The following is a 15368-nucleotide window of genomic DNA, read 5'->3' as shown; positions in this document are numbered from 1 at the left end:
TAAAAAAAATTACGCAGATTCTGAAATTTTGATCCGTAAAATCTACCTCATTAGCGAGACATTATATTTCTCAGTATATATTTGGTTATAACCTCTATATTTAAATTTAAAATCAAAATATATTTCAAACCTTATAAATTTTAGACATCGTAATTTTTACTCAGAAGATTGGTTGATTATCAATACTTTATAATTCATTTTAGTTTTAATGAATATCGTATTATAAGCACTTATCAGTGCCTTTTTCAGACATTTTTAACGGTATTTTTGTCAAAAAAATAACAGAATGTCTTGTTTGTAATAATAAAGTTTATACATTTGTCATGTTCAACACAAACAAATGAATAACACAATTATTATTCTTGTCATTCTTGTCATTATCGGATTCCGATGGTGAGCAATGGCTTGTGATAATATTTGATTTCAAAATAATACAAACCATTCTCATCACGAGGATGGTTTTTTTATTGACCAAAATCTAACAAAACAAATAAAATCGATACAATATGTATTACAATGACAACAGTGTTCTCTTTTTTGACGGGGAATATATGAAAGCAAAGGATGCGAAAACAAATCTCTACGGCCAGTCCCTGCATTACGGATATGCCGTGTTTGAAGGCATTAAATCTTACAAAACAGCCAACGGAACCAAAATTTTCAAAGCAGAGGAACATTACGACAGGCTTCGCAAGTCTGCCGAAATAATGATGATCCCGTTCGATTATTCCACGGAGGAAATGATTCAGTCCACTTACAAATTATTGGAAATGAATGATCTGAGCAACGCTTATATCCGTCCAATCGTCATTTGTTCTCCCAATATGTCTTTGTCAAAAGGGCAGAAAAGTTACCTTGTGATAGAAGTCTGGAACTGGGATAACGGCTATCTCGCCAACAAAATGAGAATTATGACCTCGTCTTTTGAACGTCCCAACCCAAAAGCCTTTAAAGTGGAAGCCAAGGTGAGCGGTCATTACGTCAACTCGATTTTGGCTTGTCAGGAAGCGAAAGATAAAGGTTTTGATGAAGCTTTGGTTCTAGATGCAGATGGAAATGTAGCAGAAAGTTCAGGAGCCAATATCTTCTTCGAGAAAGAGGGAAAACTGTTCACTCCGTCAAAAGGAAGTATTCTTCCCGGAATTACCAGAGCAACAGTTTTTGAAATCTGTGATAATCTTGGAATTCCTTACGAAGAAAAACTCTTCAAACCGGAAGAAATGCAGGGCGCAGATGCCGGATTTTTCTGTGGAACAGCAGCGGAGATTGTTGCATTGGATTCTTTGGATAACATTCCCTTCAAACTGAATTGGGAAGAAAGTTTATCATCAAAAATTCAACAGGCTTACCGTCACCTTGTGTTAGAAGAAGATTATTCTTATTTAAAATCAGACTTGCAATATGTGTAACACAGAACTGAATAAATATTCCAAAACCTTAACCAAAGACCCGACGCAACCCGCCACGCAAGCCATGTTTTATGGGATTGGTTTTCAAAAAGAAGATTTCGACAAAGCGCAGATCGGGATTGCAAGTATGGGCTACGACGGCAATACCTGCAACATGCACCTGAATGGTTTGGCAGAAATTGTAAAACAGGGCGTCAAAGACCAGAATTTAGTTGGATTGATGTTCCACACCATCGGCATCAGCGACGGAATGACCAACGGTACCGACGGGATGCGCTATTCCCTCGTAAGCCGCGACATTATCGCAGATTCTATCGAAGCGGTTTGTGCAGGGCAATATTATGACGGGTTGATTACCGTTCCCGGTTGCGACAAAAATATGCCGGGTTCCCTCATCGCGATGGCGCGGCTGGATCGCCCTTCGATCATGGTTTACGGCGGAAGTATTGCGCCTGGGCATTACAAAGGCCAGGATCTCAATATCGTTTCGGCATTCGAAGCGTTGGGGAATAAAATCGCAGGTAAAATTTCTGAAGAAGATTTTCAGGGCGTGATACAGAATTCCTGTCCGAGTGCAGGTGCCTGTGGCGGGATGTACACCGCAAACACCATGGCTTCCGCGATTGAAGCGCTTGGGATGAGCTTGCCCTATTCTTCGTCTTACCCTGCGCTCAGCCGGGAGAAAAAAGAAGAATGTAAGTTTGCCGGGCATTACGTTAAAATCCTTCTCGAAAAAGACATTAAACCATCCGATATCATGACGCCAAAAGCGTTTGAAAATGCATTAAGGCTGATTATGATTTTGGGAGGAAGTACCAATGCTGTCCTCCATTTCATAGCGATTGCAAAATCTATCGGCTACGATTTGACTTTAGATGATTTCCAGCGAATTAGTGATGAAACGCCATTTCTTGCTGATCTCAAACCAAGCGGAAAATACCTGATGGAAGACCTTCACAAAGTGGGCGGCGTTCCGGCGGTGATGAAATATTTACTGGATTTAGGCTTGCTTCACGGCGATTGCCTGACGGTAACTGGAAAAACCATTGCCGAAAATCTGAAACACGTCACTTCGATTATCGACAGGCAGCAGAATATCATTCACGATATCAACAACCCGATTAAAGAAACCGGGCACATTAGGATCATGTACGGAAATCTCGCCGAGAAAGGCTCTGTTGCAAAAATTACAGGAAAAGAAGGCGATTATTTCAAAGGAACAGCAATCGTTTTTGACGGCGAAAAAGAATTCATTAAGGGAATTGAAGATAAAAAAATCAAGGAAGGAAACGTCGTAGTGATTAAAAATGAAGGCCCAAAAGGTGCTCCCGGAATGCCGGAAATGTTAAAGCCAACTTCCGCTTTGATGGGTTCAGGCTTAGGTAAAAATGTTGCCTTGATTACAGACGGAAGATTCTCAGGAGGAACACACGGTTTCGTCGTTGGTCATATAACACCTGAAGCTTTTTCCGGAGGATTGATTGGCTTAATTAAAGACGGCGATGTGATTGAATTAGATGCAGAGAAAAATACCATCAACGCACTATTGTCAGAAGAAGAAATCACCAAAAGAAAAGCCGAGTTCCAACAACCCGAATACAAAGTGAAAAGAGGTGTGTTGTACAAATACGCTAAATCTGTAGCGGATGCTTCACAAGGTTGTGTAACCGATTTATAATTTAAAAGTAAAATTGAAAATAATATGAGTACGCTTGAAGTAAAGGAAAATACAGAATTAGAACAACCCAAACCGGTAGAAATCTCAGGTTCAAAAGCTGTTTTAGAAGCTCTGTTACAGGAAAATGTGGAAACGATTTTCGGTTATCCCGGTGGAGCAATTATGCCGATTTATGATGCTTTGTACGACTATTCCGAAAAACTGAAACATATACTGGTTCGCCACGAACAAGGCGCAATTCACGCTGCACAGGGATTTGCAAGAACTTCAGGAAAAACTGGAGTTGTATTCGCAACCAGTGGTCCCGGTGCAACCAATTTGGTGACAGGTTTGGCGGATGCGATGATAGACAGCAACCCGATTGTCTGCATTACAGGTCAGGTTTTCGCCTCGCTTTTGGGAACCGATGCTTTTCAGGAAACTGATGTTATCAATATTACAACACCAGTTACAAAATGGAATTATCAGGTTACCGATGCAACAGAAATTCCCGAAGCTATTGCCAAAGCTTTTCATATTGCAAGTACAGGTCGTCCAGGTCCTGTTTTGATTGATATTACAAAAAATGCTCAATTACAATTATTCGAATATTTAGGTTATAAAAAATGCAATCATATCAGAAGTTACCGTCCCGAACCGGAAATCAGAAATGAATACATCGAGCAAGCGGCAGAACTCATTAATCAGGCTAAAAAACCATTTGTTCTTTTTGGACAAGGGGTGATTTTAGGAAAAGCCGAGGAAGAGTTCAAAGCTTTTATTGAGAAAGTCAATCTTCCTGCTGGAGCTACAGTAATGGGACTAAGCGCACTTCCAACGAATCACAAATTGCACGTCGGAATGTTAGGAATGCACGGAAATTACGCACCCAATGTAATGACCAACGAATGCGATGTTCTCATTGCAGTCGGAATGCGTTTCGATGATAGGGTTACAGGTCGTTTGGACAAATATGCTAAGCAAGCAAAAATTATTCATCTTGATATTGACCCAGCCGAAATCGATAAAAATGTAAAGACGACAGTTCCGGTTTGGGGAAATTGCAAAAAGACTTTGCCAATGCTGACGGCTCGTCTTAAAGAAAAAGACCATTCTGCTTGGTTAAATGAATTCCGTGAACTGGAAAAAGAGGAAATCAAAGAAGTAATCGAGGACGAACTCAATCCCGCAACAGATGTCATGACAATGGGAGAAGTGATTAAAGTTCTGAATGAATTGACAAATGGCGATGCAATTATTACAACAGATGTCGGTCAGCATCAAATGGTTGCTTGTCGATATGCGAATTTCAATAACTCTAAATCCAGCGTAACATCAGGAGGTTTGGGAACAATGGGATTTGGTTTGCCAGCGGCGATTGGAGCTTGGTATGGCACACCAGAAAAAACAGTTGTTGCAATTATTGGTGATGGCGGGTTCCAGATGACCTTGCAGGAATTGGGAACGATTATGCAGTTCGGAGCCAAAGTCAAAATACTGATCCTCAATAATGAATTCCTCGGAATGGTAAGGCAATGGCAACAGCTGTTCCACGACAGACGTTACTCTTTTGTGAACATCACAAGCCCTGATTTCGTGGCCGTGGCGAAAGGATATTACATCGACGGCCAGAAAATTTCAGAAAGAAAAGACCTGAAAACAGCTTTGGAGACAATGATAAATCACGACGGCGCCTATCTTCTGGAAGTAATGGTTGGGAAAGAAAATAACGTATTCCCAATGGTAGCACAGGGAACTTCAGTTTCAGAGATTCGTTTAAAATAATTTTCAATACAGTCCCGAAGGGACGGTTTAACAAAGGATAGGATGACAATCCTGTCCAATTTAACAAAACAAAAATGGAAAAACAGGAATTTACCATCACCTTATATACCGAACATTCTGTTGGATTGATCGGCCGGATTTCGGGGATTTTTTCACGGAGAAAAATCAATATCGAAAGTATGAATACCTCACCTTCGGAAGTGGACGGCATTCACCGGTTCACGATTGTGATCAATGAAACCGAAGAAGTTGTAAGAAAACTTTGTCGTCAATTAGAAAAACAAATCGATATTCTGAAAGCTTATTTCAATACCGATGATGAGATTGTTTGGCAGGAACAGGCACTTTACAAAGTGCCGACAAAAGTAGTAACAGAAAAAGTTTACGTAGAACGTTTACTCCGCCAATATGGCGCTTCTACGGTTGTGATTCGGGAAGATTATATTGTTTTCGAAACAGCCGGCCACCGCGAAGAAATCGACCGCCTGACAGAGGAGCTCAACAAATACGGACTCATCGAGTTTGTTCGTGGAGCAAGAATCGCAATCATTAAAAGCAGCGCAGGAATCCACGAAAAAGTCCTTGAGTTCGAAAAAAGAGAACCTTCTCACGAGATTGTGGAAAACGAATACTTAGACAAAAGAGACGACGTTTTCACAATGTAAAAAAACTATCAAAATTTTGAGCGTAAGCGCCTCTGTAAACTTAAAAACATTCAGTTTTTAAAAAAAATCTTAGTGCGCTTTGTGTTCAATTTTCGATACATATTCAAAACAAAACTTAATAAAATCAAGACAAAATAAATATGGCAAATTATTTCAATACCTTATCACTCAGAGACCAGTTGCATCAGTTAGGACAGGCGGAATTTATGGACAGTTCAGAGTTTTCCGACGGCGTTTCTGCGCTGAAAGGAAAGAAAATCGTAATTGTCGGATGTGGAGCTCAAGGGCTCAATCAGGGGCTGAATCTGAGAGACAGCGGACTGGACGTTTCTTACGCTTTGCGTCAGGAAGCAATCGACCAAAAGAGAGATTCCTGGAAAAACGCCACCGAAAATAATTTCAAAGTCGGAACTTACGAAGAACTGATTCCAACGGCGGATTTGGTCATCAATTTAACGCCTGACAAACAGCATACTTCCGTGATCAATGCCGTTCAGCCTTTGATGAAACAAGGCGCGACTTTGTCCTATTCCCATGGTTTCAATATCGTGGAAGAAGGGATGCAGATTCGTAAAGACATCACCGTAATTATGGTCGCTCCAAAATGCCCGGGTTCCGAAGTCCGTGCCGAATATCTGCGTGGTTTTGGGGTTCCGACGCTGATTGCCGTTCATCCCGAAAATGACCCGCAAGGCAAAGGCTGGGCAGAAGCAAAAGCATATTGCGTAGGAACTGGCGGTCACAAAGCGGGCGTTTTGAAATCCTCTTTTGTTGCCGAAGTGAAGTCCGATTTGATGGGTGAGCAAACTATTTTGTGCGGACTTTTACAAACGGGTTCTATTCTTTCTTTCGATAAAATGGTGGAAAAAGGCATCGATCCCGGTTACGCTTCCAAACTGGTTCAGTACGGCGTTGAGGTCATCACAGAAGCCTTGAAACACGGCGGTGTGAGCGGAATGTTGGATAGACTTTCCAATCCTGCAAAACTCAAAGCTTTCGAGTTGTCAGAAGAATTGAAAGATATTATGCGTCCACTTTTCCAAAAACATCAGGACGATATTATCTCAGGTGAATTTTCCAAAACAATGATGGAAGATTGGGCAAATGGCGATGCCAATCTCCTGAAATGGCGTGCCGAAACGGGCGAAACCGCTTTCGAGAAAACCCCTGCCGGCGATGTGAAAATCGATGAGCAGGAATATTTTGATAACTATCTTCTGATGTCTGCGTTTATCAGAGCCGGCGTGGAACTGGCATTCGAAACGATGGTTGAAGCCGGAATCAAACCGGAATCGGCTTACTACGAATCGCTTCACGAGACGCCTTTGATTGCCAACACGATTGCAAGAAAAAAACTGTTCGAGATGAACCGTGTGATTTCCGACACTGCGGAATACGGCTGTTATCTTTTCGACCAGGCCTGCAAACCCTTGTTGGCAGATTTTATGAAGTCGGTAGATACAGATTTGGTTGGCAAAAACTTTAACGAAGGGAAAGACGGATCTGTTGACAATGCCCAACTGGTCTATGTGAATGATGTTTTAAGGAATCATCCTGTTGAGGTTGTCGGCAAAAAACTCCGCCAGGCCATGACCGCGATGAAATCTATTAAAACAGTTTAAACTAATTATTTGGGCAACTTAATCCGCCTTACGCTCCCAATCTTTTCACTCCACTTCGTTGCGTAAAAAGGATTTCCGCTCAAGTCGGGTTGCAGATTCAGCATAAAAGAAAAGTTGTCCTAAACTCAAATTTTGTCCTTCCGTAGGAAACCTAACGAGGTGGTTTAAAACTGTTGAGATTCCTACGGAAATCAAAGATTCGACGAAGTCAGTGACAAATTGGATATTTGTTCTTTGCTGAGCGAAGCGCCTTTGCGAACCTTAAAATATTTTCAATAAGATTATAAAAAAACTTTGCGCCCTTTGCGTTTAAAAATAAAATAATGTCAAACCCTATCATCAAAATTTCAAATCTCAATTTTCAGTACAATCAACCCTTGCTGAGCTGTTTCGACTGGGAAATTTCTGCCGGAGAATGCTGGATGTTAGGCGGATTGAGCGGAAGCGGGAAAACGACTTTAGCCAAAATTATTTCCGGAGAAATAAAAAACTTCGAAGGAAAAGTTGTGGTCAATTTTGATGAAAATTCAGAGTTGCCGAAGAAAGTTCTTTATGTTTCCAACTGGTTCCAGTTCAGTAATCTGGAAGGCGACCGTAATTTTTATTACCAGCAGCGTTATAATCAGCTGGCAAAAAATGAGACGGCCACGGTTTTTGCGGAACTGAATCATTTCGGGAAAGAAGAAAATCTGGATTTTGAAATATTAGAATACTTTTTAGAACCATTTGGATTTGAGAATTTTAAGAATCAGCAACTCATAGAATTGTCGAGTGGCGAGCACAAGAAGTTACAGCTGTTAAAAGCGCTCTGGCTGAAACCTCAAATTCTCATAATCGACCAGCCGTACACAGGATTGGATGTCAGATCGAGACAGTTTCTGAATCAGGCATTTGATGATTTAGTTAAAGAAAATGTCACCTTGATTTTGATTAATAATGATGATGAATATCCCGAAAGCGTTCAGTATTTTGTAGAAATAAAAAACGGGAAATTGTTTCATCGTAATTCGCCAAAAGACTTTTCCAAAGGCGAAGAAAGAACACCAAAACCGTTGCCTTTTTTCCTTCAGAATAATCAGGAAAGTGAAAAGGAAAGCCTCATCCGGTTAAAGAATATCAATGTTTCCTATGGCGAAAAACAGGTCCTGAAAAATATCGACTGGGAAGTGAATTCCGGGGAGCAATGGCTGTTGCAGGGTCACAACGGCTCGGGGAAATCAACCTTGTTGAGTCTGCTGAATGGTGATCACCCGCAGGCTTATGCCAATGAAATTTATCTTTTTGGGCAAAAGCGGGGAAGTGGCGAAAGTATCTGGGACATCAAAGAAAAAATCGGGATGATTTCGCCCGAACTGCATTGGTATTTTGATATGAATGCGACTGTCGGCCAAACCATCGCTTCCGGTTTTTTTGATTCGATGAGTTTGTATCAGAAACTCAGTTTTGACCAGCAGCAACAGCTGGAGCAGATTCTTTATTTTTTCGATTTGAAAGAAGATAAAAACAGGAAATTAAACACTTTACCACTTGGAAAACAGCGCCTGGCTTTACTCGCCAGAACATTGATTAAAAAACCAAAACTCCTGATTCTCGACGAGCCTTGTCAGGGAATGGATAACGAACAGACGCAATATTTTAATCAGGTGATTGATGATTTGGCCAATCAGGGGCAATCGTTGATTTATGTAGGCCATTTTGAATCTCAATTACCCAAAAAACTCAGTCACAAACTTGTTCTGGAAAAAGGAAAAACAAAAATTAACGAAATGAAAATCATTTAACCACAAAAGACATAAAAGTTTTTTAAGCTTTAAAAACATGTTCTTAAAGTTTACAAAAAAGAATGTGAAAATGATGAACGTTTTGTGAACTTTTTATTTTCAATTACTTGAACTTTAATAAAAATAATATCTTTTGTGACTTTTGTGGTTTTAAAAAATAAAAATTATAAATGAAGATGAACGGAACGCTCATATTTCCAACCCTGGAAGCAGTAAAAGAAGCCCGGGAAAGCATAGAAAATGTCGTGAATTACACACCTCTGCAATACAACGCCCGGTTGTCAGAAAAGTTTGGAGCTAATATTTTCCTCAAAAGGGAAGACCTGCAGCCGGTAAGGTCGTACAAATTGCGGGGTGCTTACAATAAAATCAAAAGCCTTTTTAATGAAGGCGGAATTTCGGACGGAATTGTCTGTGCCAGTGCCGGAAATCACGCTCAGGGCGTCGCTTTTTCGTGTAAACAACTTCAAATTAAAGGGACGATTTTTATGCCGGTGACCACGCCGAAGCAAAAACTGGAACAGGTCGAAATGTTCGGTGGAAATTTTGCCGAAATCAAATTAGTTGGAGATACTTTTGATGCCTCCAAAAATGCGGCTTTGGATTTTGCCAAATCTACGGGAGCGGCGTTTATCCATCCTTTTGATGATGTTCAGATTATTGAAGGACAGGCCACTTTGGCTTTGGAAATTCTGGAACAGAACAAAGAAAATATTGATTTTGTTTTCATCCCGATTGGCGGCGGTGGTTTAGCTTCGGGCATTTCAACGGTTTTTAAAGAGCTTTCAAAAGATACAAAACTGATTGGCGTGGAACCAAAAGGTGCACCTTCGATGAAAACGTCCATTGATCATAATCTCAATACAGAATTACCGGAAATCGACGGTTTTGTGGATGGTGCTGCGGTAAAAAAAGTTGGGGACCTGACTTTTGAAATCTGTAAAAATGCGCTGGCGGACTGTATTTCGGTTGATGAAGGCAAAGTTTGCGATGTCATCCTGCAGATGTATAATAAAGACGCGATCGTTTTGGAACCGGCCGGAGCTTTGTCTATTTCGGCATTGGAGCAGTACAGGGAGCAGATTAAAGGCAAAACTGTAGTCTGCATCGTTAGCGGGAGCAACAATGATATTACCAGGATGGAGGAGATCAAAGAACGCGCATTGCTCTACAAGGGTTTGAAGCATTATTTCCTGGTGAAATTCCCGCAGCGCCCGGGTTCTCTGAAAGATTTTGTGCTAAACGTGCTGGGCTCTGATGATGATATCACTCATTTTGAATATACCAAGAAAAACTCGCGAGAAACGGCGCTGGCCATTGTTGGAATCGAACTTTCTAACCCAAATGATTTTGAAGGCCTTAAACAAAGAATGCAAAAACTTGGTTACTTTGAATCTTACCTTAATGACAATCCGGATGTTCTGAATATGCTTGTTTAATTTTAACAAAGAAAAATCTTTCGCCTTAAAACAGACAGATCAGTTAGTAAAAGCTCTGCGTTAACAATACAAAACTCCGACAAGCATCGGAGTTTTTTCGTTCTTACCGTACATCAATGCGCAAAGATGTTAAAAGCTGGAAATTTGTATTAACAAAAAGTCTAACAATTAAATCAATTTAAAATGAAAACAGTATATCACAAATCAGAGAGCAGAGGTTACGCCAATCACGGTTGGTTAAAAAGCCATCACACATTCAGTTTTGCCAATTACCACAATCCAGACAGAATGCATTTTGGAGTTCTACGAGTCCTGAATGATGATTATGTAGAAGGCGGAATGGTGTTCGGGAGACATCCACACCGCGATATGGAGATTATTTCGATTCCGTTAGAGGGCGAGTTGAGACACGGCGATAATATGGGTAATTCCGGAGTGATCAAAGAAGGCGATATCCAGGTGATGTCTGCCGGAACAGGTATTATGCACAGCGAGGAAAATGCGAATGAAAAACCTGTCAAATTCTTACAAATCTGGATTATCCCTAACAAAACCGATGTTACGCCAAGATACGACCAAATCAATATCGAAGAAAATGCGGTTCAGAACGATTTTCAGCAGATTATGTCCCCAAATCCGGATGATGCCGGCGTGTGGATTCATCAGGATGCTTGGTTTAATCTGGCAAGGTTTGACAAAGGTTTTTCTAAAGAATATGCAATGCATAAATCCGGTAATGGCGTATACGTTTTTGTAATCAAAGGAAAAGCGAAAATAGCCAACCAAATACTGGATGAGAGAGACGGTTTAGGTATTTGGGATACAGAAAGTTTTGTACTGGAAGCTGAAGAAAATTCTGAAATCTTATTAATGGAAGTTCCTATGAAGTTGCCTTCTTAAAGCATTAATTTTATATTTTTTTTAAGAAATTTCCATAAAAAGGGTGTTAGATTTGTCCGCAAAAAAACTTAAATTTGGAACTTCAAAATAAACATAAATATTACCGGATGCCAAAATAGAAGCATATATTGGCCAAAGGACAAAACTTTAAATATTAACAAATGAGATTACTTATTGTTGGAAATGGCGGCCGAGCATCGGCTTTGGCTATAAAACTAAGCGAGGACAGCAGAGTTACAAAGATGTTTTTTGCTCCCGGAAATGCCACTACCCAGAAGTTGGGAGAAAATATCAGTGAGACAGATATTGTGGCACTTAAAGAGTTTGCGCTTAAAAACAAAGTTGATCTTACCATTGTTGGTCCCGAAGCTACGCTTGTAGACGGTATTGTAGACGAGTTCAAAAAAGTAGATCTCAAAGTTTTTGGCCCGTCCAAAAAAGCAGCGTCTTTGGAAGGCAGCAAGGCTTTTTCCAAAAAATTTATGTTGGATAATAATATCAAAACGGCTAAGGCTATTGTTTTTGATTCTTATGCAGAAGCCAAAGATCACCTGCAACACCACAATTATCCTGTGGTTATCAAAGCCAGCGGGCTTGCCGGTGGAAAAGGCGTGGTGATTGCCGAAAACCTGGAAGAAGCTGAGAGCACCATCCACGATTTTATGATCAGAAGAATCTATGGAGATGCCGGGATCAAGGTCGTTATAGAAGAATTCCTTCATGGATTTGAGGCCTCAATCATTGCTTTCTCCAACGGTGAAAAGCTGTTCCCGTGTATTCCTGTAAAAGATTATAAAAAAGCCGGAAACGGCGACAAAGGCCCTAACACAGGTGGTATGGGTTCTGCTGCGCCAAGCCCGGAGTTTTCGGACGAGAACTACAAGGATTTTGTTCAGAATATTATGAATCCAACAGTAGAAGGACTTAAAAAAGAAGCCCTCAACTTTAAAGGTTTTATTTTCTTTGGATTAATGGTTACCAAAAACGGGACTTATCTTCTGGAGTACAATATGAGATTAGGTGATCCCGAGACTCAGGTACTGTTACCGCTTTTAGAAAACAATCTTTTGGATCTTATAGATGACTGCCTCAATGGCCGTGAACTGGAACTTAAATTCAAAAATAAAAAAGCAGTATGCCTGGTTGTTTGCTCTGGTGGTTATCCCAAAAACTTTGAAACAGGCTTCGAGATTACCGGCGCTGATAAGGTGAAAAACAGCATGTTGCTGTATGCCGGTGCAGATTACAGAGGAGACACAATTGTTTCTTCGGGTGGCCGCGTCCTGAACCTCGTTGCTCTGGGCGATACCTTCGAGGAGGCTCGGAAAAAAGTTTACGAAGATGTTGTGCCAGTCGATTTTGACTACGCCTTTTACCGCGATGATATTGCAAAATTCTAAATATAAAAAGATGTTGGGCAACCAGCGTCTTTTTTATTTTTGGAGCTATTTCCCGCTATCCGCTATATCTTTTTTTACTCGGTCAGCTCCGCTACGCTCCGCCGCCTCGCAAAAAAAGGATGCCGCTTCTATCGGGGCTAGTTGGCAATTCATATATTAAATTAAGAATTAAGAATTAAGAATTAAGAATTAAGAATTAAGAATTAAGAATTAAGAATTAAGAATTAAGAATTAATTTCGCTATCAACTATCAACTATCAACTATCAACTATCAACTATCAACTATCAACTATCAATTATAAATATGCAAAACGGAATTATCATTTTAGACTTCGGTTCACAATACAATCAGTTAATAGGGAGAAGAATCCGTGAGATGGAGGTCTATTCGGAGATATTGCCATTCAATACACCACTATCGGATATATTGGCAAAAAAGCCAAAAGGAATTATACTTTCCGGAGGGCCAAGCTCTGTCAACGCAGAAAATGCTCATCTCGTAGAAAAAGAATTGTACGAACAGGGGATTCCTGTTCTTGGGATCTGCTATGGGATGCAGTTGACAGCCCACCTTTTAGGCGGAAAAGTGGCAAAAGGCGAAAAAGGCGAATATGGCAAAGCCCATCTGGACATTATCAAAGAAAACCATTTGTTAAAAGGCGTTAGCCAGAACTCTATTATTTGGATGAGCCATTTTGACGAGGTTGCAGCATTGCCGCAAGGTTTTGAACTGAATGCCAAATCGGGTGTCATCGCAGCCATTTCTAATCCTGATAAGAAGATCTATGGTGTCCAGTTTCATCCGGAAGTTTCTCATTCCGAAGAAGGAGGGAAAATGCTGGAGAATTTCGTTTTCGGGATTTGTAAAGCCGATAAAAACTGGAAACTAACCAATTATATAGAAAAAACAGTTGCCGAGATCAAAGAAAAAGTGGGTAGCCAAAAAGTGATTCTTGGGCTTTCCGGCGGTGTAGATTCTTCTGTTGCTGCTGTATTGATTCATAAAGCTATTGGTGATCAGCTGACTTGTATCTTTGTAGATACCGGGCTTTTGAGAAAAGATGAAGCGCAGAAAGTCATGGAGAATTATGGCGAACATTTTCATCTTAATATCAAACTGATTGACGCTTCGGAGCGCTTTCTTTCAAAACTGGCTGGTATAGATGATCCCGAACAGAAACGTAAAATCATCGGTAATGAGTTTGTACATGTTTTTGATGAAGAATCTCACAAAATAGAAGGCGCAAAATTCCTGGCACAGGGAACAATCTATCCTGATGTTATCGAATCGCAGTCTGTTAACGGGCCTTCTGCTGTTATCAAATCGCATCATAACGTAGGCGGACTTCCTGAAGAAATGGAGTTTGAATTACTGGAACCTCTAAGAGAATTGTTCAAAGATGAAGTAAGAAAAGTGGGCGAGGAGCTAGGTATTCCGCATCATTTGGTGTACAGGCATCCTTTTCCGGGCCCGGGATTGGGTATCCGTATTTTAGGAGCCGTAGACGCAGAAAAAGTGAGAATATTGCAGGAAGCGGACGATATCTTCATCCAGGAGTTGTATAAAAATGGTCTTTATGAGAAAGTCTCTCAGGCTTTTGTCGTACTATTGCCGGTAAAATCTGTCGGTGTAATGGGTGATGAGAGAACCTATGAATATACTGCGGTGGTACGTTCTGCCAATACGATCGACTTTATGACTGCAACCTGGAGCCGACTGCCTTATGAGTTTCTGGACACCGTTTCCAGCAGGATTATCAACGAAGTGAGAGGAATCAACAGAGTGGCATACGATATTAGTTCAAAACCACCTGCAACCATAGAATGGGAATAAAAATAGGAAAAATGAAAGTCCGGGAATTGTAAAATGACCGGGCTTTTTATTTTCTAATGTAATGCTATTTGGATTCACAATAAAAAATAGTCGTTATTTTTAAATACACTCAAAATGGTAAAGTGTTATTTATCAGTGTAGTTTATTTGTAAAATCATTTGTCCCCAATTTGTCCCCCTTCTTTTTTACGCAATTGTATCGTATACATTTAATTTTGTTGTCTAAATATTATACTAATTAAAAATTTAATCCAATGAAAAAATTATCTTTTGTGTTAATGACAATTTGTGGTCTTTTCTCTACAAAAATGTCAGCGCAATTTCTACCTTTTTTAGGACAAATTGCTTTTGTTCCATATAATTTCGCACCAAAAGGCTGGGCAGAATGTAATGGACAGATGATGTCTATTGCACAGAACACAGCTCTTTTTTCTTTATTAGGAACCACTTACGGTGGAGATGGGCAAACTACGTTTGCGCTGCCGGATATGAGAGGCAGGGTCTTGGTACACAATGGGCAAGGAGCTGGACTTTCTTCAAGAGTTTTGGGAGAACAGGGAGGAACAGAAAGTGTAACCTTACTACCAGGTCAAATGCCTGCCCATACACATACAACTGTAATGAATGGGACGACTGCGGAAGGTAATACAAATTTGCCAACTAATGCTATACCTGCAAATACCAAGGTTTTAGATAAGGAATATTACGATGCTTCGTTGGTTGCGCCGGGAAGTCCCGCTGCAGTTATTGTACCAATGACCCCTCCAATAGTTTCTCCCTCAGGTGGTAATCAACCTCATCCTAATATGCAACCGTATCTTACCCTTAAGTGCATTATTGCGTTAGAAGGAGTCTATCCGTCAAGAGATTAATGCTA

Annotated in this window: 11 protein-coding genes; all 11 read left to right on the top strand. The window is 40.4% G+C overall.

Annotation, left to right across the window (positions count from 1 at the left end):
- Positions 1-506: 506 nt before the first annotated feature.
- Positions 507-1409, top strand: coding sequence for a branched-chain-amino-acid transaminase (ilvE, locus tag B0B05_RS06015; protein ID WP_076782708.1), 903 nt, complete (start codon positions 507-509; stop codon positions 1407-1409).
- Complete coding sequence (gene ilvD, locus B0B05_RS06010; RefSeq protein ID WP_076782706.1) at positions 1402-3087, top strand: dihydroxy-acid dehydratase; 1686 nt, start codon at positions 1402-1404, stop codon at positions 3085-3087. The genes ilvE and ilvD overlap by 8 nt, the downstream gene beginning before the upstream one ends.
- Positions 3088-3111: 24 nt before the next feature.
- Positions 3112-4851 (top strand): biosynthetic-type acetolactate synthase large subunit, encoded by a 1740-nt coding sequence (ilvB, locus tag B0B05_RS06005; RefSeq protein ID WP_076782703.1) that lies wholly within the window; start codon positions 3112-3114, stop codon positions 4849-4851.
- A gap of 74 nt (positions 4852-4925) precedes the next feature.
- Positions 4926-5516 carry an acetolactate synthase small subunit gene (gene ilvN, locus B0B05_RS06000; RefSeq protein ID WP_076782701.1) on the top strand — a complete coding sequence of 197 codons (591 nt, stop codon included), beginning with the start codon at positions 4926-4928 and terminating at the stop codon, positions 5514-5516.
- A 140-nt stretch (positions 5517-5656) separates the two neighbouring features.
- Complete coding sequence (gene ilvC / locus B0B05_RS05995) at positions 5657-7138, top strand: ketol-acid reductoisomerase (RefSeq protein ID WP_076782697.1); 1482 nt, start codon at positions 5657-5659, stop codon at positions 7136-7138.
- Between the two features lie 323 nt (positions 7139-7461).
- Positions 7462-8919, top strand: a complete 1458-nt coding sequence (locus tag B0B05_RS05990) for an ATP-binding cassette domain-containing protein (RefSeq protein ID WP_173786340.1) — start codon at positions 7462-7464, stop codon at positions 8917-8919.
- Positions 8920-9095: 176 nt separating this feature from the next.
- Positions 9096-10358 (top strand): threonine ammonia-lyase IlvA, encoded by a 1263-nt coding sequence (gene ilvA / locus B0B05_RS05985; RefSeq protein ID WP_143745954.1) that lies wholly within the window; start codon positions 9096-9098, stop codon positions 10356-10358.
- Positions 10359-10541: 183 nt separating this feature from the next.
- A complete protein-coding gene (locus B0B05_RS05980) occupies positions 10542-11258 on the top strand; it encodes a pirin family protein (protein WP_076782689.1) in 717 nt (238 codons plus the stop codon).
- Between the two features lie 161 nt (positions 11259-11419).
- Positions 11420-12658: a phosphoribosylamine--glycine ligase gene (gene purD / locus B0B05_RS05975; protein ID WP_076782686.1), complete on the top strand. Its 1239-nt coding sequence runs from the start codon at positions 11420-11422 to the stop codon at positions 12656-12658.
- A 304-nt stretch (positions 12659-12962) separates the two neighbouring features.
- Complete coding sequence (gene guaA, locus B0B05_RS05965; RefSeq protein ID WP_076782683.1) at positions 12963-14492, top strand: glutamine-hydrolyzing GMP synthase; 1530 nt, start codon at positions 12963-12965, stop codon at positions 14490-14492.
- Between the two features lie 253 nt (positions 14493-14745).
- Positions 14746-15363 carry a phage tail protein gene (locus B0B05_RS05960; protein ID WP_084173893.1) on the top strand — a complete coding sequence of 206 codons (618 nt, stop codon included), beginning with the start codon at positions 14746-14748 and terminating at the stop codon, positions 15361-15363.
- Positions 15364-15368 lie beyond the last annotated feature (5 nt).

The sequence above is a fragment of the Epilithonimonas bovis DSM 19482 genome (assembly GCF_900108115.1).
In the GTDB taxonomy this organism is placed as follows: domain Bacteria; phylum Bacteroidota; class Bacteroidia; order Flavobacteriales; family Weeksellaceae; genus Epilithonimonas; species Epilithonimonas bovis.
Note: the sequence above shows the minus strand (reverse complement) of the source record. Positions and strands in the feature narration are given on the sequence as shown.